General features: G+C 42.9%; 19 protein-coding genes. 11 read left to right on the top strand and 8 right to left on the bottom strand.

The window, feature by feature from the left end; all coding sequences use genetic code 11:
* Window positions 1–249: 249 nt before the first annotated feature.
* From G496_RS0114750 to G496_RS0114735, 4 genes are all read left to right on the top strand, one after another.
* On the top strand, window positions 250–1,428 hold the full coding sequence (locus G496_RS0114750; RefSeq protein WP_027179941.1) for an aminotransferase class I/II-fold pyridoxal phosphate-dependent enzyme: 1,179 nt from the start codon (window positions 250–252) through the stop codon (window positions 1,426–1,428).
* Window positions 1,425–2,045: an alpha/beta hydrolase gene (locus G496_RS0114745; protein WP_027179940.1), complete on the top strand. Its 621-nt coding sequence runs from the start codon at window positions 1,425–1,427 to the stop codon at window positions 2,043–2,045. Before G496_RS0114750 ends, G496_RS0114745 begins: the two co-directional genes overlap by 4 nt.
* Entirely contained in the window at window positions 2,042–2,803 is a 762-nt protein-coding gene (locus tag G496_RS0114740; RefSeq protein WP_027179939.1) for a methyltransferase domain-containing protein, read from the top strand. Before G496_RS0114745 ends, G496_RS0114740 begins: the two co-directional genes overlap by 4 nt.
* Before the next feature lie 67 nt (window positions 2,804–2,870).
* Window positions 2,871–3,551, top strand: coding sequence for a CBS and ACT domain-containing protein (locus G496_RS0114735; protein WP_027179938.1), 681 nt, complete (start codon window positions 2,871–2,873; stop codon window positions 3,549–3,551).
* Window positions 3,552–3,624: 73 nt separating this feature from the next.
* On the opposite strand, the gene G496_RS0114730 is transcribed toward G496_RS0114735, so the two are convergent.
* Window positions 3,625–4,041 (bottom strand): hypothetical protein, encoded by a 417-nt coding sequence (locus G496_RS0114730; protein WP_027179937.1) that lies wholly within the window; start codon window positions 4,039–4,041, stop codon window positions 3,625–3,627.
* A gap of 25 nt (window positions 4,042–4,066) precedes the next feature.
* The gene (locus tag G496_RS0114725; RefSeq protein ID WP_027179936.1) at window positions 4,067–4,312 is read right to left on the bottom strand and encodes a hypothetical protein; all 246 of its coding nucleotides are present in this window, start codon (window positions 4,310–4,312) and stop codon (window positions 4,067–4,069) included.
* A 328-nt stretch (window positions 4,313–4,640) separates the two neighbouring features.
* Between G496_RS0114725 and G496_RS19960 the strand changes: the two genes are divergently transcribed.
* From G496_RS19960 to G496_RS0114710, 3 genes are read left to right on the top strand one after another with little or no spacing between them, the layout of a single operon-like run.
* Entirely contained in the window at window positions 4,641–5,510 is an 870-nt protein-coding gene (locus tag G496_RS19960; RefSeq protein WP_084407586.1) for a sensor histidine kinase, read from the top strand.
* Window positions 5,500–6,714 (top strand): hybrid sensor histidine kinase/response regulator, encoded by a 1,215-nt coding sequence (locus G496_RS19955; protein WP_051295104.1) that lies wholly within the window; start codon window positions 5,500–5,502, stop codon window positions 6,712–6,714. Before G496_RS19960 ends, G496_RS19955 begins: the two co-directional genes overlap by 11 nt.
* Window positions 6,677–8,272, top strand: a complete 1,596-nt coding sequence (locus G496_RS0114710) for a response regulator (protein ID WP_245577938.1) — start codon at window positions 6,677–6,679, stop codon at window positions 8,270–8,272. Before G496_RS19955 ends, G496_RS0114710 begins: the two co-directional genes overlap by 38 nt.
* 58 nt (window positions 8,273–8,330) lie before the next feature.
* Here the strand turns inward: G496_RS0114710 and plsY are convergent, their stop codons facing one another.
* From plsY to G496_RS0114695, 3 genes are all read right to left on the bottom strand, one after another.
* Window positions 8,331–8,915, bottom strand: a complete 585-nt coding sequence (plsY, locus tag G496_RS0114705; protein WP_027179934.1) for a glycerol-3-phosphate 1-O-acyltransferase PlsY — start codon at window positions 8,913–8,915, stop codon at window positions 8,331–8,333.
* 264 nt (window positions 8,916–9,179) lie between these two features.
* Entirely contained in the window at window positions 9,180–11,243 is a 2,064-nt protein-coding gene (locus G496_RS0114700; protein ID WP_027179933.1) for a ribonuclease catalytic domain-containing protein, read from the bottom strand.
* 135 nt (window positions 11,244–11,378) lie between these two features.
* Window positions 11,379–12,653 (bottom strand): IMP cyclohydrolase, encoded by a 1,275-nt coding sequence (locus tag G496_RS0114695; protein WP_027179932.1) that lies wholly within the window; start codon window positions 12,651–12,653, stop codon window positions 11,379–11,381.
* 238 nt (window positions 12,654–12,891) lie between these two features.
* Here G496_RS0114695 and G496_RS0114690 point away from each other — a divergent pair, with 238 nt between their 5' ends.
* Entirely contained in the window at window positions 12,892–13,275 is a 384-nt protein-coding gene (locus tag G496_RS0114690) for a hypothetical protein (RefSeq protein WP_027179931.1), read from the top strand.
* On the opposite strand, the gene G496_RS0114685 is transcribed toward G496_RS0114690, so the two are convergent.
* Window positions 13,201–14,673 carry an MltF family protein gene (locus tag G496_RS0114685; RefSeq protein ID WP_051295080.1) on the bottom strand — a complete coding sequence of 491 codons (1,473 nt, stop codon included), beginning with the start codon at window positions 14,671–14,673 and terminating at the stop codon, window positions 13,201–13,203. The genes G496_RS0114690 and G496_RS0114685 overlap by 75 nt on opposite strands.
* A gap of 206 nt (window positions 14,674–14,879) precedes the next feature.
* On the opposite strand from G496_RS0114685, the gene G496_RS0114680 reads away from it, so the two are divergent.
* The 3 genes from G496_RS0114680 (at window position 14,880) to G496_RS0114670 (ending at window position 17,658) form a co-directional block, all read left to right on the top strand.
* The gene (locus G496_RS0114680; RefSeq protein WP_027179929.1) at window positions 14,880–16,157 is read left to right on the top strand and encodes an adenylosuccinate synthase; all 1,278 of its coding nucleotides are present in this window, start codon (window positions 14,880–14,882) and stop codon (window positions 16,155–16,157) included.
* Window positions 16,158–16,159: 2 nt separating this feature from the next.
* Window positions 16,160–17,014 carry a hypothetical protein gene (locus G496_RS0114675; RefSeq protein ID WP_027179928.1) on the top strand — a complete coding sequence of 285 codons (855 nt, stop codon included), beginning with the start codon at window positions 16,160–16,162 and terminating at the stop codon, window positions 17,012–17,014.
* A 272-nt stretch (window positions 17,015–17,286) separates the two neighbouring features.
* The gene (locus tag G496_RS0114670) at window positions 17,287–17,658 is read left to right on the top strand and encodes a hypothetical protein (RefSeq protein ID WP_027179927.1); all 372 of its coding nucleotides are present in this window, start codon (window positions 17,287–17,289) and stop codon (window positions 17,656–17,658) included.
* A gap of 561 nt (window positions 17,659–18,219) precedes the next feature.
* On the opposite strand, the gene G496_RS0114660 is transcribed toward G496_RS0114670, so the two are convergent.
* Together G496_RS0114660 and G496_RS0114655 are read right to left on the bottom strand one after the other, a co-directional pair.
* Window positions 18,220–19,233, bottom strand: coding sequence for an alpha-hydroxy-acid oxidizing protein (locus G496_RS0114660; RefSeq protein ID WP_027179926.1), 1,014 nt, complete (start codon window positions 19,231–19,233; stop codon window positions 18,220–18,222).
* Window positions 19,234–19,271: 38 nt separating this feature from the next.
* Window positions 19,272–20,069: a sulfite exporter TauE/SafE family protein gene (locus G496_RS0114655; RefSeq protein WP_027179925.1), complete on the bottom strand. Its 798-nt coding sequence runs from the start codon at window positions 20,067–20,069 to the stop codon at window positions 19,272–19,274.
* Window positions 20,070–20,074 lie beyond the last annotated feature (5 nt).

The following is a 20,074-nucleotide window of genomic DNA, read 5'->3' as shown; positions in this document are numbered from 1 at the left end:
AGTAACGTTCCCTTTCAAGATTAAAAGCCCTTGTATGCAAGTCATACAGGGGCTTTGTGATTGATATCCCCATATTTTCTGATGTGTTCTTTAAATTAAGAATAATTAATTGCTTAGACGCTAAAATAAAAACAATTTAAATTATTTCAGGCTTTGCATGATTATAATATTCTCCATGCTTGCCTTCTTGTTGATGCCAATATATTTTCCTTGCCTACATTTAATTTTTTTGAATTTCCGGATCTGTCTATGACTTCAAAATTTTATGAAAACTGGATTGCAAGCGAGCTGGAATCACTCGAAGCCAATAATATGCTGCGCGGGATTCCTGATATTGATTTCGGGGCCGATAAGTATCTCAACTTCAAGGGAAGAGAGCTTATTAATCTGGCCTCTAATGACTATCTGGGATTATCAGGAAAAAATGAACTTAGAGACGGGGCAATAAAAGCTGTAGAGACTTATGGTTGCGGATCGGCTGCTTCCAGGCTGGTAACAGGAAATTTTGCTATTTATGACCAGCTGGAATCAAAGGTTGCAGAATTCAATAATAAGGATGCATCAATCTTTTTTCCGGCCGGATATTCTGCAAATCTCGCGATAATGGATACCTTTGCCGACAGACATACAATAGTTTTTTCTGATCGTCTTAACCATGCAAGTATCCTGGATGGAATTCGTCTTTCAGGAGCCAGACAGGTTCGTTATCGCCATAATGATATGGTTCATCTAAGAAAAATGGTGGACAAGTATTCTGATATTTCCAGAAAAATACTTGTAACTGATACAATTTTCAGCATGGACGGTGATCTGGCTCATCTTGAGGAGATAGTTCAGATCTGTTCTGAAAATGATATATTTCTTGTGATTGACGAAGCTCATGCAGATGGCGTTTTCGGCGATGGTCGAGGTCTGGCCGGACAATATGGTCTGGAGGATGAAGTTGATCTGCATATGGGAGCTTTTTCAAAGTCATTCGGATCACTCGGAGGGTATGTTGCCGGAAAAGCAGAGTCCATATCTCTCTTGAGAAATTATGGCAGGTCGTTCGTTTTTACAACAGCTCTTCCACCTGCGGTGATCGGGGCTAATCTGGCTTCGCTTGAATATGTTTCCACACATCCGGAGAGAGGCAGAAATTTGTTGGCTGCTGCTGCGGAGTTGCGCAAATTTTTAAAAGGATTAGGTTTTGATACAGGTTGCTCACAGAGCCAGATAATTCCTGTTATTCTTGGTGAAAATACCACTGCTCTGGCCGCTAGAGATTTTCTGATAGACAAAGGTTTATATTGTGCGGCCATACGTCCGCCGACGGTTCCTCAGAATACGGCCAGACTCAGACTTTCAATAAGGGCTGATTTTAACAAAGATGATTTTGTAAAGATTAAAGATGCTTTTGCAGATCTGTCAGCGGAGCTTAGCAATTGAGTATAGTTTTTGTCGGAGGATGGGCTACAGTTCCCGGACAGTTCCCGTGGTTTGCTGAAAATTCAGAATTTATAGTTCCCTTTGCGGACTTCAATCCTTCAGACCTGCACAACAGGTTGATGGAAATTGCCGGTCGTAAAGAAGATAAAGTTCTACTGGGCTGGTCAACCGGAGCGCATATTCTGATTAAAGAGTGTGTTTCTGTTTTTTCTTCTTTTGATAAGGTTATACTTGTTTCTCCTTTTTTATCTTTTCTGGATTCATTTCCAGAGCGTGTTGTTGAGAGCATGATCAAAGGACTTTCTGATGATTTTGAAAGTGTTATCAGACAGTTTCATCTTAATTGCGGTGAAAGCTCAACTGTTTCTGCCAGTGGTTATAATTTAAGCGAACTTCGTAGCGGACTGAATTTTCTGATTGATTCAAAGATTAAGGAAATCGGATGTAAAGGAGAAAATCTGATTTTAATACGCGGAACAAAAGACAGAATAGTCAGGAAAAAGGCCTTTGAAAAAGTGCGCAATATGCTGCCCGAGGCAGAGGTCCTGACACCTTGCACAGGACATAAACCTGATGAATCTTTTCTTGTCTCTATGGTCGGGGGGCAATTGAAATGAAAAGTTTGATCAGGAGTTGTTTTGGAAGAGCTGCCGGAAGTTATTATGATGCCGCTTCGGTTCAAAAGGACGTTGCCCGGATTTGTGTTTTAAACTGTCCAGCAGCTCACTATGGTAATGTGCTTGATATCGGTTCCGGTGTGGGATTTGTTGCTGAAAATTTTAACGGTGATTTTTCCAGCACCAATTATTTTTCGCTTGATCTGACTCTGCCGATGCTTGTTGAACAGCAGAAACGTTTTATGTTTCCGGTTATGTTAGCTGCCGATGGAGAATATCTTCCATTTAGAAAAAAAAGCTTCGATCTCCTGCTCAGCTCATCCGCCATGCAGTGGTATATGAAACCTGAAATATCGATTCCTGAAACTTTGGAATTTCTAAAGCCGGGAGGATACTTTTCATTTTCTGTTTTCATCAAAGGAACGCTTGGGGAACTTGAAGACGTAAGCAGAAGAACTGGTTTCGGCAGAATGCATAAACTAGAAGATGAGCGGTTTTATTTAAATCTTTTTGAAGGAATAAAAAGTCTGGACTTCAGTCATGAGGTTAAAGATTTTGTAACCCTGCATCCCGGGGTTCGCGAATTTTTAAAGGCTCATAAAATGACCGGTGCCGGTGCTTCCAGCGAAAAAATGTGTTTCGGTAAGGAAAGTTACCGAAAATTTGTCAGCGAATATGAGAGATTATACAGTACAGATGGAATGATAAAGTCAACATTCAGGTCTTTATTTATATATGGTCGGAAAAAAGGTATTTAATCTGTCCTAATTTAAACACGGACAGTTCGTTTATTGATCCTTACAGGTTTTATTCAGGAGTGATGAAATGTTAGTAGGCGATTGGATGTCGACAGATGTTTATACATTGAAGCCGGATGAGATGGTTATAACCGCGATGGAAATGATGCGTGAAATAGGAATCAGACAGATTCCTGTGATAGAGTCATCCGGGCTGGTGGTCGGAATTGTAACCGACAGGGATATTCGTGATGCCATGCCTTCAAAATTTTTGCAGGGAGACAGCACCTTCGGTAAAAACGGACACGGACTTAATGATCTCAAAATCAGAGATATAATGAGCCATGATCCACTGGTTGTAACACCTGATACCTGTATGGAAGTAGCTGCAAAAATGCTGCTTGAAAGCCGTATCGGCGGTCTGCCTGTAATAGATGATATCGGTATTGTGGGAATTATTACCGCTGTTGATATTTTCAGATTTCTTACATCTGCTACAGGTGTGGATAAATCCGGTACACAGTTGTCATTTACTCTTGATGATACCGCTTCGGCGCTTAGTGAACTGCTCAATGACCTCTGGAGTAGAGGATTAAGAATTTCAACTATATTTACTTCATACGATGGTGTTGAAACAGGCCAGAGAAAGGTTTTTGTATGGATTCAGCGAATAGATGAGATGACTCTTGTTTCACTGGTAAAACACTTGAAACAGACATACAAACTGTCATATTATGTGCATCAGGAAGAAACATTCAAAGAATTTTAATTGTACAGATTAATTAAGATGGCTGGTAAGCTCCGCATTGTTCTGCATTGCGGAGTTTTTTTATTTAAAGCTATTATGAAAGAGTCGGTTCTATTTTTTTGGCCAGCTCGTACTGGTCTACTGAAATAATATTTAAAGTGAGCAGAGCTGAAAGCAGGTGCATATTTTTACTTTTGGCGTATTCTTTGGCTACTGACAGTTTATGAACATCAACACCTGTATTTTCAAGCAGCCAGTCTTCTATTGTGTGTACTTCTTTTTTCTTCTTTTCTGTCTGCTCAGAATAGAAATTTTTAAACTGTTCTTTTACGTTTGTAAGTTCTCTTTTGCTGGATTTACGTTCATTTTTTAAATTTTCCACTTCTTCATAAATTTGTTTTTCTTTTTCAATAAGGGAATTCTCTTTTGAATCGAATCCAGCGTTGATACTTTTACAGATGTAATATGTTATCAGGATTGTAACTATCGTTGATATTGCTATTTCTATCATTATTTTAAAAACTCAAATTGAATGTTTATTCCGAGAGATCCACAATATCCTTTCCTGATTTCAACGCATTTATTTTATCCTGCTGGGCATCAATGTCTTCTCGTATTCCATCTATTTCACCTCTTATCTTTTCAAGTGTTTTATCCATGTGCTTCTGTTTTAATTCAAAAGCTTTTACACGTTGTGCATACCTGGCCTGTCGGTTGGTGTATACCGAAAAGATAAAAAACGCAGCGATAATGGCAAGAATTGGAATGGTAATATATAGCATTGAAAATCCTAACTTTTTATTAATTTAATTATAAGTAAATTTGGCTGGACAATCAAGTGTCTATTTACGTTTTGCCAAGAGCTTGTGAAAATAATTTTTAAGTTTTCCAGCTGTCTGTTTATTAATTGAAGTACAATGTGATAATTATGTTCATTTTATTTATTTTGTGCTAAATTTATAATGACTCAATTTATTAAATGCTTTCATTGGGCATCTGAAATTTATTGCTGGGAAAGTTTAATAATTAGAGCAGCGGACTTTACAGGGGTAGGAGTGATGAAAAAAGCTATTTTATTATAGTCATATTTTAGCTGACACGGGTGAAACTGTGAAAAAGAAAGCAAACTTAAACAGCTCCACTGATAATTTTCATGATTTTGAGGGGTGCCGCAGCGAAGTTAAAAGTCTGACAAGTCAGATGAATGAGCTTCAGTCTAAACTTGTTGAGGCTGAAAAGGCTTCGTCCCTCGGTTCTCTTGTTGCCGGAGTAGCCCATGAAATCAACACCCCCATAGGAATTGGTGTTACCAGTATAACTTTTCTTGAAGAGCAGTTGCAGAGAATAGAAAAATTATATTTTTCAGGTGCGGTGAAGAAGTCTGATCTTGAACATTTTATTAGCTCTGGAAAAGAGGCCGTTGCTTCAACCCTTAATAATTTAAGGCGTGCTGCGGAACTTATCCGCAGCTTTAAGCAGGTTGCGGTAGACCAGACTTCGGGAGAAAAAAGGTCTTTTAATGTAAAAGAATATATTGATGAAATTTTATTGAGTCTTAAGCCCAAGTATAAGCGCACGGAACATAAGGTCGAAGTTACCGGAAAAGACGATATGGTCGTTACGAATTTCCCCGGTGCGCTGATGCAGGTTATTACTAATCTGGTTATGAATTCTCTGCTGCACGGCTTTGAAGATGTAGCTGCCGGGAATATTCTGATCAGTGTTGATATTCAAGGGGCTGATGCTGTAATTTTATATACTGATGATGGATGCGGTATGAATGCCGAAGTTAAAGAGAAAATATTCAATCCTTTCTTTACCACCAAAAAAGGTGAGGGTGGATCAGGGCTTGGCATGCACATTGTTGATAAGTTGGTAACTGGCAGGATGAAAGGTTCTATTGAATGTGAAAGCAGCCCCGGAGAGGGCGTTCGGTTTAAAATTATTATACCGGATATCGAGGATGATCATGCAGCATAGTAATGAATTTGCGGGCAGTGCTGATGACTATCTCTTTTTTGATGATGATAAATCTGATGAACTGTTTCGTTCCCCGGGAAAATGGCGTGTGCTTGTTGTTGATGATGAGCCTGATGTTCACTCTGTTACCAGGCTGGTTCTTTCAGATTATATTTTTGAGGGCAGACGTCTTGAATTTGTCAGTGTTTTCAGCGGAAAAGAAGCTCTTGATGTTTTGAGTGAGCAGCATGATTTTGCCGTAGTACTTCTGGATGTGGTTATGGAAACTGATTCCGCAGGGCTTGATGTAGCCAGACGTTTGCGTAACGAATTAAAAAACAGATTGATCCGCATAATTTTAAGAACCGGTCAACCCGGAGCAGCTCCTGAGCATAAAGTTATAATGGAGCTTGATATTAATGATTACAGACAGAAAACAGAACTGACTGCGCAGCGTCTTTCCACTTCCATCACCACTGCTTTGCGCTCTTACCGGGATTTAAAAAAGATTGAAGAGAACAGAATAAGGCTTGCCCGGCTGGCAATGTCTGTTGCCCACCAGATTCGTAATAGAACCATGAGTATCAGCGGGTTCGTCAGCCTTGCTGAACGTAAGCTGGATAAAGAATCAAAAATCAGGGAATATCTTAAAACTGTGACTGAAGAGGCCGCGCGACTGGAAGGTATGGTTGCCAGTGTGTCAGAATATGCCGCAATAGAGAATTCTTCACGCAGTGTTATAGGTATTTTTGAATCTATATCAGTAGAACTTGACAGACTTAATGCTTATGCCGATCTTCAGCATGTTAAATTTGATTTAAAATTTGATGGAAATGAAAAAAATATCTTAGTTAATTATGAATATTTTTGCAGAGCTGTGTTTGAACTTTGCAGAAATTGCATTGATTTTTCTTTTGATAATGCTGTGACAGTAACTGTATCTGTTAATTGTGATTCATGTAACTGTCACTTGTGCTTTTCAGATAATGCCAGAGGTATAGATAAAGAAGATCTTCCTTATATATACGATCCTTTTTATACAACTAAGACAGAAGGCGTAGGTATGGGGCTTAGTCTGGTGCAGCGTATAGCTGAAGAACATGGATGGGATATCGATATTGAAAGTGACAAGGGGAAGGGTACAAAGGTTTTTCTTGTGATTCCTGTTAGTTCAGGTGTGGATTCAGATGCTAAAATCAGTGGAAGGTGTGATTATGATAGCTGATGATTTTTTAGATGATGAACTCCTTTTTGCAGAAGAAGATACTAATACAGATGATCTTGAGCCGAGCAAAAAAAATAAATGGAAGCTTTTAATTGTTGATGATGAAAAAGATGTTCATAGCACAACAAGACTTGTTCTCAGTGATTTTACTTTTGAAGGTGCGGAAATAGAATTTCTGAGTGCATATTCTGCAAAAGAAGCAGAAGAATATTTAATCAAAAACCCGGATATAGCCGTTATTCTGCTTGATGTTGTTATGGAAACAACTCATGCCGGTCTGGAACTGGTTCATAAAATACGTAATGAAATGAACAACAGGGCTGTGCGTATAATTTTAAGGACGGGGCAGCCCGGTCAGGCTCCTGAGCGGAAGGTTATAGTGGAATACGATATTAACGACTATAAGCATAAAGCCGAGCTGACAGCCCAGCGTCTTTTTACGGCCGTACTCTCTGCGTTAAGATCGTACCGTGATATCGTTGTTATCGAGCAGAACAGAGCAGGGTTGAAACATATAATTGATGCTTCAAGAGATCTTTTCAAACAGCAGTCGCTTCGTAAACTTGCTCAGGGTGTTTTGACACAGGTCATTTCGCTGATGGGACTCAGAAATTCAATGTATATGCAGAGTAACGGGCTGGCGGTATCAAGTTCTGACGATGGTGGAGAAATGAAAATTATTGCCTCAACAGGTAAATATGCCGTCTGCCATGATTCAATTGCTGACTGCACTGAGCTGACTGCTGATGAAATTAAAATGTTTAATGAGGTTAAGGAAATAGAATCAGGAGCATTTATCGGTGATAATTATGTCGGATATCTTCCGACGATGCAATGCGGCAAGCACCTTCTTTATGTAGAAGGCTGCGGGGCCTTTAGAAGTGAGCAGGATGAAGACCTGCTGAGTATTTTTTCTAATAATGTCGGGGTGGCTTTCGACAATATTTATTTGAACAAGGAAATTATTGATACTCAGAAAGAAATTATAAGGATGCTCGGTGAAGTTGTGGAAAACCGATCCAAAGAAACCGCTTATCATGTTGTGCGTGTTTCGGAGTTTTCCAGAATTCTGGCTGTAGCTATGGGGCTTGATGAAAATTGCGTGGATGAAATTTATTATGCCTCTCCCATGCACGATGTGGGGAAAATAGGTATTCCTGATTCTATCCTTATGAAGCCGGGCAAGCTGACGACCGAAGAATTTGAAATTATGAAAACACACGCCGAAATAGGGCGTAATATCCTTGCTGGAAGTAAAAAAAGTTTATTGAAGACCGCCTCGATAATTGCATATCAGCACCATGAACGCTGGGATGGAAAAGGTTATCCGCAGGGGCTTGCTGGTGAGGATATTGAGATGTGTGGTCGTATTGTATGCTTGTCTGATATTTTTGACGCTATCTGCAGCAAGCGAGTCTATAAAGAAGCTTGGAGCATTGACGAAGCCTGCAACTATATCAAAGAGAACAGCGGGAAGATTTTTGACCCTAAGCTTGTTGAAGCTTTTTTTGATAATTTTGATAATATTCGAGATATTCAGGAGAAATATCTGGATTAATGCTCACAAAAAAAGGCCGTATCCTGTGGATACGGCCTTATACTTAACGGCGCAAAAATTATTTTTTCTTCCAGGAAATTTCTTCGCCTCTGGCCAGTCTTTTTATGTTTTCCCTATGTGTCCAGAAGAGGAGCATTGTTATGAAAACAGCAACCGGCACAGCTCCTATGTTGGCGGTAATCAGGCATAATACTGGCAGTGTTACGGCAAGTGTCAGTGATCCCATAGAAACATATCCTGACAGGATGATAACCGCTACACAGAAAATTACAGCCCATATAGTAGCTGAAGGAGCAAGAGCAAGAAATGCTCCTATAGTCGTAGCAACTGCTTTTCCGCCTTTCATATCCAGAAAAATTGAATAAACATGCCCTAAAATAGCTGCGACAGTGACAAGTGAGAGGAACAACCAGTTCTGGCTGTAACTGGAAGCCATGATTACAGGGATGAATCCTTTTGCCAGATCAAGCACAAGCGCTGCAACGCCGTAGCCGAACCCGCAAAGTCTGGCAACATTTGTTGCACCTGTGTTTTTGCTGCCTTCCTGACGTGGGTCTATTCCGCAGGAAATTTTGGCGACAAAAAGTCCGAATGGAAGTGAGCCTAAAAAGTAGGCGAATACAAGCCAGAATATCCAGAGCATCTGTTACTCCTTGTGGTCTGATCAGTTGTGAAGCTCAATTCTGAAGGTTCTTTTGATGAAAAACCTTTAAATGTGTTTTCCGTAGGCATTCATAATAAAACAAAAAATTGTGATACACCGTAAAAAGTTTCCCGTATGAATGTCTGGAAGACACATTACTCCATTTAGTTTTAATAAGTTGAGAAGGTATATCTTTTTTAGCCGGGATTGGCAAAAGCGTTTTAAGGACTTCTCCAGCAATTTTAAAGCTGATTGGCTTTAAAATTATTCCTCCATGGCTTCGGCAACCCTCAATTCGTTTGTCAGCGGGTCCACTTTGTTGAAGCGGATCATAAAGCGCTGTCCGGGATAAAGTTTGTCTCCCAGCATATTCTTAGGTGTACGCACGTTTATCTGGATATCAGGCATGGCCAGTGTTGCAAGCGGACCATTTTCATCAACCATAACAGAGGAATACCACTGTTTTTTATTTTGCAGAATGTAAAGTAGCTTCCAGTAGCGCGGTCTGAATCTCTGAATTTTGGAAACAGCCTGAGTTCTTATCTGTAGCGATGTTCCAAGCTCAGTCATCTGTTCTTCATCCCAGCGTGCGTTTCCATTGTTCAGAAAATGACAGAGCTGGGTCATATTCAAGAAATCCGCATACCTGCGTAAAGGCGATGATATGGGGCTGTAACCTAATACTGCCAGAGTGGCGTGCTTTTTGGGTGCTGTTTCCAGTGTCGGTGGAATCATCAGGCGGACTCTGCTGTAGATATCCTGAGGTTCGGTCACAATTCCGCTGGAATCAGATGGTAGAGCTATATCCTGAGTTCTGTAGAGAAGACTGAAATTGTTGTCCTGAGCAAACTGTCCAAGTCCTGAATTTATAAGAATCATAAATTCACTAATTATGAGGTCTGCCTTGGAAGTGTCCTCTTTTGACCCGACATTTACCTTAACATTGTCAGGCCAGCCTTCAAGACTGAGTTCCGGCTCCGGCCTTCTTATGACCACCGCACCATTTTTAATTCGTTTATCAAGCAGTTTCTCAGCCAGCTCGAATGCTGTGGACAGTTCCTCGTCATTCTCTGCATCGAGCAGTTTTTCAACAGCTTCATAAGTAGTGTTCTCAGCCAGTTTTACCCAGCTTACGGATGGCGTTACCGATTCTGTCTCACCAGTTGCTGAAATTTCAAAAGTTGTAACCAGTGCCGGGCGTATTTCATTTTCAAAAAGGCTGAAAGCTCCTATGCCTAGAGATTCCGGCAACATGTGGCTTGTGCCTTCCGGAAGATAGATGCTTGTGCTTCTTGCCGCGACTTCATTGCTTAATTCACTTTCGAAATCCCAGTTTAAACAGGGTCTGGCAAGAGCTATTGTCAATGTATAACCACCGTTTTCTCTCCTGCTGATAACGAAAGCGTCATCAATGTCTTTTGTGGACGCTGAGTCGATGCTACGGAAATTTAACGGTAGTGGAGCCTGTTCTTCTTCCTTGAGTGAATTTATGATTCTTTCGGTTTCATCCAAATAAGGCTGAGTCCAGCTGTCATCACGGCAGTAGCCTGCTTCATCGAAAAGAAAATTGTAATGAGGGCCTACAACGCCCCATCCTTGCGCCAGCAGCAGCGGCAGGTGCGGATGATCCGGCAGACCTTTACGCAGAGTGCTCCAGATTTTGTTGGAGGTTTCATCCTCATTTCCGGCAATGCGCTGTTTTAGAAAATTGTAGAGCCTTTCCTGAGTTCCCTGTGACATTTCGGGGATTCTGCTTTTATCAAGCCTGCCGCCGGATGTTCTGGCAGCCCAGATGGCTTTGAAGAGTTCCTGACCGGTGTTGATGATCTCTTCGCGTTCTTTTTCTTCGCGCTGCTGCACAAGCCGTTGTTCAACTTTTTCAGCTGTATAAATAAGAAATTGCGGAGGCTGGAATTTGAAATGAGTTTTAGCAGCTATCATCGCCCGGCCCAGAGCAGAGATCATATCCGGGTCCGGTTCTTCCCACAAAAGTCCGGCAAACCATTCAAGAGGGGCTTTTTCAAGCTCTCCCTGTGCCAGTTCCCAAAGTTCCATGACATTAAGTGATGCCTGATATTCGCCTCTTTTCTCCTGATGAGATACAAGAAGATCAAGCATTTCCTGCCGGGTTATGTCGGCTCCGTATTTTGGACCGACCCATGGCAGCAGACGTGTTGCCGGCATTTTAGTTTCACGTTTGTTGATGGTGTAAAGGCGTAGTTTTCCACCTTGCTCATCGATTACAAACGCGAGTTGCGGCTGGTTGCCGTGCATAAATTCAACTATACTGCCTGGAGCGACAAAACGCCCTTCTGGAAGTAGGGACATGAATATCCTTTATTAAAAAGAGTTTTCCCGAATATCCTTGCTTTTAAAGCCGGAAGAACAGGGCCGGAAGGATTTAATCCCTCCGGACCTGATATTTTTTATATTTCCCCTATGCAATACAGGGGATTCGGAGAATTAGTGCTTGAATGAGCGCTGGCCGGTAAAGACCATTGCAACCTGAGGTGTTGCTTCGTTAACAGCCTGAATTATTTCGTGGTCTCTGATGGAACCTCCGGGCTGTGCTATTGCTGTTGCACCCTGTGCTATGCAGAGGTCAACACCGTCACGGAACGGGAAGAAACCATCGGAAACAACTACTGAGCCGGCAAGACCGCCCTTGGCTTCTTCAGCCCTTTTCTCTACTTCGGCAAGTTTTGCGGCAGCATCGTCATCGCTTAAAGCTTTCAGCTTCAGTTCATAAAGAGACATTTTGAATTCGTCCCATGTGATGACATCGGCATACTTGGTGCGTGATTTTGTAATAGCAAGGTCAACACAGCCAACACGGTCCTGTTCACCAGTTCCGATTGCGGTTGTTACACCGTCGCGGGCAAAAATAACCGAGTTGGAAGTAACTCCTGCTTCAACAGCCCATGCAAAGAGAAGGTCTTCGGCTTCCTGTTTTGTGGGAGTACGGCAGGTGTATTGTGAACCGTCTTTTTCCGCGGTTGCCGGGATGAAATCTTCTGTAGCAAGTATTCTGTTTCTGAAAGAAAACTGCACAATCATGCCGCCGTCTGTGAGTGATTTGATATCGAGAAATGGTTCGGCACGCATTTTTTCAAGCTCGGTGATGCCGGGAATCTGGAGGATGCGAAGATTTTTGCGTTTGCTGATTTCTTCGATGGTTCCGTCTTCAAATGCCGGAGCTGCCACAACTTCAAAATATGCGCTGCTGATAATTTTGGCGGCTTCCATTGTCAGCGGGCGGTTTAGAATGATAGCTCCGCCGAAAGCTGCGATTCTATCTGCAAAATATGCTTTTTCCAGAGCTTTGCCGATGCCTTCATCGGTCCATGCTGCGCCGCATGGATTGTTGTGCTTGAGGATTACAGCGGCAGGCTTCTCAGTGAGATATTGTAAAATATTAAGGCCGTTATCAACATCTGTGAGGTTGATTTTTCCGGGGTGTTTTCCAGCCTGAATCATATGTTCTTCAGTCAGCGCGGAAACAAGGCCTTTTCCGGCTCCTCTGAATTTTATACCGTCAAGTTCAAGTCCTCCGGAAGTCAGTTCAAAGAGTGCTGCCGGCTGGTCTGGATTTTCACCGTAACGCAGTCCTTTAGTCTCTCCGTCGATTTCCCAGGTTCTTTTTTTAAAAGTCAGTTCCTGATCACCAAGTTTAATGGTCAGATCTTCCGGAAAAGGATCCTGTTGCAGAGTTTTATACATTTCCTTAAGGTCGCTCATGATTGCTCTCCTGAATTTTTTACATGGGATGTCCGCTCATATCACAGCCGAACGCCGCGGGCAATTTGTCATTTCCGGGCAAATTCGCCGGATAAAATAGGTTTGCGGTCTTCCTCATCTTTTTGTTATTGACTCGGAACGCAACTGCGCCGGTTTCGGGGGTTGCCCTATACCGGTTTTTATAACGCCAGAATGATAAATTTAAAAACATAACTTAAATGTTTTTTATGGAGACAGAATGTCCGAAGGTTATTTTGAAAAAGCGCTGCTCAAGCTTGCCAGACAGCTTGATGCTTATGACGAAGCTTCACTTGCTGATTTGTGGAACAAATATGAAGCCAGAGTATCTCAGTTTGAGCCTTCAAAGGAGTGGGAGGAAGCAGCAGTCGTTTTCGGCATGATTCAGTCCGTACGGTTGAAGAATCATCTTTTTAATTATCATTGGGGTAGCTCCACTGATAAGGACAATCTGGCTTCCAGACCTTTTCCGGTGATTTCGGACAATGAAACTCCCCACGGAACTGATGATTCTGCTGAGCCTAATGAATCAGGGCCATCCGGCGGGCACTCCGGCGGTAAGCGGAGCAAGGTACTTCTTCTCCGGCCCCGGGATGACAGCTAATCCTTTGAAAATGTAGTAATAGTATCGAACACTGTCTACGTAATCCACCGCTTCATAGCCACGGGTGTAACCATAGCGTGTTTTGGTGTGGTATTTCCTTCTGGTCAGCAGGGGGAACACCTGTTTAAGAGATCTCCATGATTTTGGCGGCTTTTTCATGAATCTGGCAACGTCCATGGCATCATGGACATGACCCAGACCCTGATTATAGGCCGCCAGAGTCAGGAACCATCTGTTCCAGCCTTTTACATTGCGTCTGCCGATCCATTTCCACAATTTTTTAAGATAAATTATTCCACCCATGGTCGACTGTTCCGGGTCAAGCCTGCTTGAAACGCCAAGAAGTCCTGCTGTTGAGTTGGTAAGCTGCATAAGTCCTCTGACTCCGGTCTTACTGCGTGCAAGGGGGTCAAAGCGGGATTCCTGATACATTACCGCTGCAGCAAACATCGGATCCAGTTTGTACTTTTTGGCGGCTTTTAAAATGTATTTTGTGTAGAGCGGGAGTTTTTGTCTGATGTCTTCCCGAATAAGATAGAGTTCGTAGAAATCTGTATCTTCCGGCAGAAAACCAAAATAAAGTTCCCGTTTTTCATTCAAGGTTCCATTGGAACTTATCTTTCCCCAGAATTTGTTTAGCGAGGCTGAAAGTCCGGGAACATCAGTTCTGCAATACCATCTGTAGGTCAGGTCCTTACCAAACGTTTCAGTGGGCATGAGCTTGTCCAGAAATGGTTGCAGCTGGACAAAATTACCTGTTTCAACCAGATGAAAGCGCATGTTTTTGTCATCATTGTATTTCAGCAGATTTTTAAAATTTGAAGCTTTGCTGCCGACTACAAGCGTTGCCTGACATGAAAGTTTATGGGTATATTCTTTGAAAATATTGATCAGGTTCGAGTTTTTCGGTGATGATATGGTCTGATCACACAGTTCATAAGGGGTGCGCAGTTCGTACCTGAGTGTATGATGCAGTAGGGTTGCCGGGGATTTTTCATATACACGGCAGGGTTTGATAAAAATTGATAATCCATTCAGGCGCGGGGTATATCCGGCTCCGAGAAAAATATCCGCTCTGCCTTTTTTGATGGCGTTGAATGCAGCTTCATGGGTAGGGTAGGATTTTATTTTTATTTTTGAACCTGTCATTTTACCATATTCACGCAGGAGGTCCTGTTCAAATCCGGGACCCCACGGAGATACGGTCGGAAAAATTCTTTCAATACCCGGAGCGGCTACTCTTATTGTTGATGGAAGGGGAATTTCATATTTTGTTGTAAATATTAAATATATAAAAAAAACAATAGATAAGTATAAGACAACATTGAATATTTGTCTAAAAAGCTCTCTATATGGAGCTTCCCCGGGTATTGTATTTTTGTTACTATCTATTGACATATGGCTCGATCACTTTTTATGCAATAACGCCTTCTGCCGTGCAATCGGCAGTTTTCGTAATCATGCGAAGGCAGTTCGAACGTTCAGTATGCAAAGTGTTTGCGTACCCGTTTGAGAGACGCGTTGAAGCTGAAAAGCCATTAAATTGCAGCACCCGTATCGGCTGGTGAAAGCGGGGTCGGGGCTGCGCAAGGAGCAAACTTGTAATGTCTAACACGGTCATTATTGGCACCCAGTGGGGTGATGAAGGCAAGGGCAAGATTGTGGACATGCTCGCGGAAGAAGCTTCCGCTATTGTCCGCTTTCAGGGCGGAAACAACGCCGGGCATACTCTCGTAGTCGGCGGAGAAAAATGCATCCTGCATCTTATCCCTTCCGGAATACTCCACCCCGGAAAGATATGTGTTATCGGGAATGGTGTTGTACTGGACCCCGAAGTTTTTCTCAAGGAGATCGACGCTCTTGCTGCCAAGGGAGTTGATATATCTCCCGAGCGCATGATGATCAGTAAAAAAACTCAGATCATTATGCCCTATCACAGGCTTTTGGACAACTGCCGTGAATCGTATAAATCCGAAGAAAGTAAAATCGGAACTACCGGTCGCGGAATCGGTCCATGTTATGAAGACAAGGCAAGCCGTATAGGAATACGTGCTGCCGACTTTGCCGATCCTGAACTTCTGCGTTCAAAGATTGAAGCTGCGCTGGTAGAAAAGAATGCGCTCTTCGTCAACCTTTTTAAAGCTGAAGCTCTGGATCCCGAAAAAGTTTTTCAGGACATTCTGCCCGTAGCAGAACGAATTGTACCTTATCTTGCTGATACTTCCTCTGTTATACAGGAAGCAGCCAAAGATGGTATGATCCTTTTTGAAGGAGCTCAGGGCATTCATCTTGATATAGATCATGGAACATATCCGTTTGTAACATCTTCCAATACCGTTGCCGGAAATGCGGCAGCAGGATCAGGATGCGGACCACGCACTCTGGAAAGAATTGTCGGAATTGTTAAAGCTTACACCACCCGTGTAGGCAGCGGACCTTTCCCCACAGAACTTTTCTGCAGCAATGGCGATACGTTGCAGCAGAACGGACATGAATTCGGAGCAACAACCGGAAGAAAACGCCGTTGCGGCTGGCTGGATATGGTTGTTCTTAAGGAAACAGTCCGTCTTTGTGATCTTACTGAAATCGCCTTGACTAAGCTGGATGTTCTTTCCGGTCTGAAAGAGATCTGCATCTGTGTAGCTTATGATTATAATGGCGAAAAAGTGGCTTATCCTCCTCAGGAGCAGAACAGCATGGCTTCATGCAAGCCTGTTTATGAAACTCTTCCCGGTTGGGATGATGACATCACTTCTGCCAAGAATTTTGATGAGCTTCCTGAGAACGCCAAAAAATATATCAAAAGGATTGAAGAACTCTCAGGAGTCAAGGTCGGCATAGTTTCTGTCGGTCCTGACCGTGAGCAGACTATTGTAAGATAATTATGTCTATTGCGGAAATCAGAGACACAGCCTCCAGGCAGCAGTTATTGCTGCCACGGCTGAAAAAGCTGGCTGCGAGACCTCCGCAATGCCTCCTGCTTGAGGGAGGAAGCGAGCGAGAACGCATGGCTATGGCCGCGTACTGGACTGCGCTTCTTAACTGTGAATCTAAGGACGCACCGTGCCTTGAGTGTACGGCGTGTCGACAGATAGCCGATCAGGCTTTCAATGATTTTTTGATTATTGAACGCCCTGAAGGCAAGCAGGATATACCAGTTGATTCTATTCGTGATCTTCTACCGGTCTGGGGACAACCTCCCCACGGCCGGGGAAGTCGCGTTACTTTAATTTCTGAAGCCCAGAATCTGAATGCAAGTTCCGGTAACGCTCTTTTAAAAACACTTGAAGAGCCGAGACCGGGAAACGTGTTTGTTCTTACTGCACCACAGCGGGAAAGACTTCTGGAAACTCTGGTTTCAAGAAGCTGGGTTTTAACTCTGGCATGGCCTGTTGAGCTTATAAATTCTCCGGAAGTAGGGGAGTGGGTTAATGCTATGGTCGATTTCTGGAGAACCGGCAGAGGCTGGTTTAGCAGAACTGCCGCCAAGGGTGCGTTAAATCATGATCTTGCTCTGGAGATTCTGACTGGGTGTCAGCGTGAACTCAGAAATTCAATGACAGATCCTTCCTCAACTGTTTCAGCTGGAAAAATAGATACTATTTTTGATTTAAAGGCCAAGCGGCGTCTTGATCTTGCTTTGGATAAAGCTCAGGAAGCCGTTCATTATCAGGTTACTCCTGCTTTGGTGCTCGACTGGTTGTGTATGGCTGCCCGGCCAATACGCAGTCCGAGATAATTGCGCTGATATCCATTCTTAATACAGCACTTCCTATTTTTTATTTATAATCTCTCCCCTGATATTACGCCCCTTTATTATGCCCCTTTTTTGGTTGTCAGGTTGTAGCTGCTTTGCACGACAGACACGACTTTCTTCTCCCGCTATATTAACTGCTCGACTTGAATATTCCAATTTTTACTTAAGAGTTTCTGGAATACGGCTCTGCTTGATTAAGTGCCGGGGTTGTTCCTTTAAGTCGGATCAAGTTTTAACAGTGATGAGGAGAATTTATGAAAAATATGGTAATTACACTTTTAGCTGTTCTGATCTTTGCGGCTTCCTTTTCCGTGGTGGAAGCAAATGACATGTGCAATGGAAAAGAAGGGTCATGGATTGTTGCACCTGCAAAAAATGAAGGCTTCGGAAATTATTATCTTGGTGGTCTGTGTGATGAAAATTCCTGCTACCATATTGCTATATGCAATGATGAAAAGGGTGAAGACATCGCAGCTCTTATTTTTACCTGTGAAGATATCGGCGATGGATCAAACAGCAATTTATGGGTTTTTGTAGATCCTTCAACCGGAGAAAAGCAGGAAATTAATGCGAATCTCCTGGAAGTTAATGAAATTTTGAAAGAAATAACCAATTCTGATGAATAAAATGTTGCAGCCTGTTTAACTTAAATATTGGTCATAGCTGGTAATAAATATAAGTTTATTTTTGGTAACAGGCTCTGTTTTTAGTTTTTAAGCGTATTCTTGATCGGGAATGCGCTTTCTTTTTATCAGAGGTCATTAAAAAACCCGGAAGGCAGGGTGGAAACCTTCCGGGTTGTTGAGATTTTGTTAGCTCATTTTTGAAATACAAAGGCCAGATAGCTTGAGGGGTCCCGTTTTAATTTTACCGGTTCGTACGGTCGTGTCCCGCCTGATCATGGGCCCTTATGTCAGGCATTGAGACTTCCTCTTTTTTGGCTACCCCTCGGGTTGAGCCTCTTGGTCAGACTCTTTATAGGGTTGCGATATCAACGCGCATTCCCTCCTTGCCGGGGTTAATGAAAACCGGAATCTCCGGTAGCCTTTCTCACCTTGACTCCTTTATCTCATTACAAAATTATTACGTCAATAAAAAAAAGACCAGTTTTGTAAATAAATACTTACTTGCAACAAAAAAAGGAGCGGAAAACCGCTCCTTTTAGTAAATTTAATTTTAGTTTTTAACTACTTAAGGCGAAGTATGTCAGTGTCAACATTCTTTGCACTTGCGGTTCCGGTAAGAACCATTGCAGTTGTTAATTCTGATTTAAGCTGGTCGATGTATTTTTCAACACCTTCCTGCAGGCCGCCCACAGCAGCAACAGAGAATGGGCGTCCGATCATTACTGCATCCGCGCCAAGGGCGAGCATTTTAAGGATGTCATTACCATCACGAATACCACCGTCTACAATTACTGAACATTTACCGTTTACAGCACGGCTGATTTCAGCAAGTACTTCGGCTGTTCCGGGACAGTGGTCAAGAACACGTCCGCCGTGGTTGGATACGACTATTCCAGCGGCTCCGGCTTCGGCAGCCATCAGGGCTTCATCTGCGGTCATGATGCCTTTAAGAACAAAAGGAACAGGAATTCTGCTGATTATTTCAGTTAATTTTTCCTTTCCTTTAGGGGTAACCGGGCGGCCCATTTTTTTGAGAGTAATGAGTCCGGCAGCGTCAATATCCATACCGAAAGCTTTTGTTCCGGCATCAAGTGCTTTAGCCAGCTTGTCGTCAAATTCTTCGCTTTCCCATGGCTTGATGAAAGGTATTGCGTTTCCTTCAACTTCGCGGATGGCCTTGAATGCGCTCTGGTGGATGAATTCAGGAACACCGTCACCGGTGCAGCCGATCAATCCTTTTGAAACGCATCCTTTGAGGATGGCACTGATATATTCATCTTCGGTGATTTTTCCACCCATATTGAATGAAACTCCACCGATAGGAGCTGCAAAAAGAGGAAGATCGAGCTTAAAGCCCAGAAGTTCGGTTGAAGTATCCGGCTCGCTCACATCATGCATGGTGCGCATATTGAAACGGATTTTTCCAAGAGCTTCAATATTGGCCTTGAAGGTGGATGATGTTCCGAGTCCACCCATTCCGGGGACTTCTCCCACACATGCTTTTCCGTTACAGACCGGGCATACCCGGCAGTGGCCTTTCATTAGTTCTCTCGCGTGATCGCGTACTTCTTTCAAAACTGGTCTCCTAAATTAATTTTGGGTCTTCGCGTTTTTTAAAACATGGATATAAGCATTCTCGTCGCTACTACAATGAGCAGGACAGCAAAAACTTTTTTAAGCTTGGATACCGGGAGGCTGTGAGAAAGTTTTACTCCGAATGGAGCAGTGAACATGCTGGCAGCAACGATACCGATAAGTGCGGGAAGATAGACATAACCTATGCTCCAGTCGGGAACTCCGGCAACTCCGATACCGTTCCAGATATATCCTGCTGTTCCGGCAAGGGCAATAGGCAGACCTATTGCTGCGGCTGTTCCTACAGCTGTATGCATTTCGATATTGCAGAAAGTCATAAATGGAACACACAAGGTTCCGCCACCGATTCCGACAAGACTGGAAACAGCTCCGATAACTCCTCCTGAACCGAACATTCCGACAGTTCCGGGCATGGTTCTGGTCGGTTTCGGTTTGATATTGAGCAGCATCTGTGAAGCTACATAATAGAGGAAAATTACGAAAATAGATTTAAGCAGGGTCGTATTCATAACTGAAGCCAGACATGTTCCCAGAAATGTTCCGACAATGATTCCCGGGGTGATCGACTTAAAAATGGACCAGCGGACCGCGCCTCTTTTGTGGTGGGCCATGGAGCTTGATATCGATGTGAAAATGATGCTGGCCATGGATGTTCCGAGAGCCATGTGCATCAGATGCTCCTGCGGGAAACCAAGAGGGGTGAAGCTGAAAACAAGAATCGGGACGATTACCAGTCCACCGCCGATACCCAGCAGTCCAGCGAGTATTCCTGCAACAGCTCCAAGAATGATGAATGTTAAAAGAATGGTAAACATTGTTA

The sequence above is a fragment of the Maridesulfovibrio bastinii DSM 16055 genome (assembly GCF_000429985.1).
In the GTDB taxonomy this organism is placed as follows: Bacteria; Desulfobacterota; Desulfovibrionia; order Desulfovibrionales; family Desulfovibrionaceae; genus Maridesulfovibrio; species Maridesulfovibrio bastinii.
Note: the sequence above shows the minus strand (reverse complement) of the source record. Positions and strands in the feature narration are given on the sequence as shown.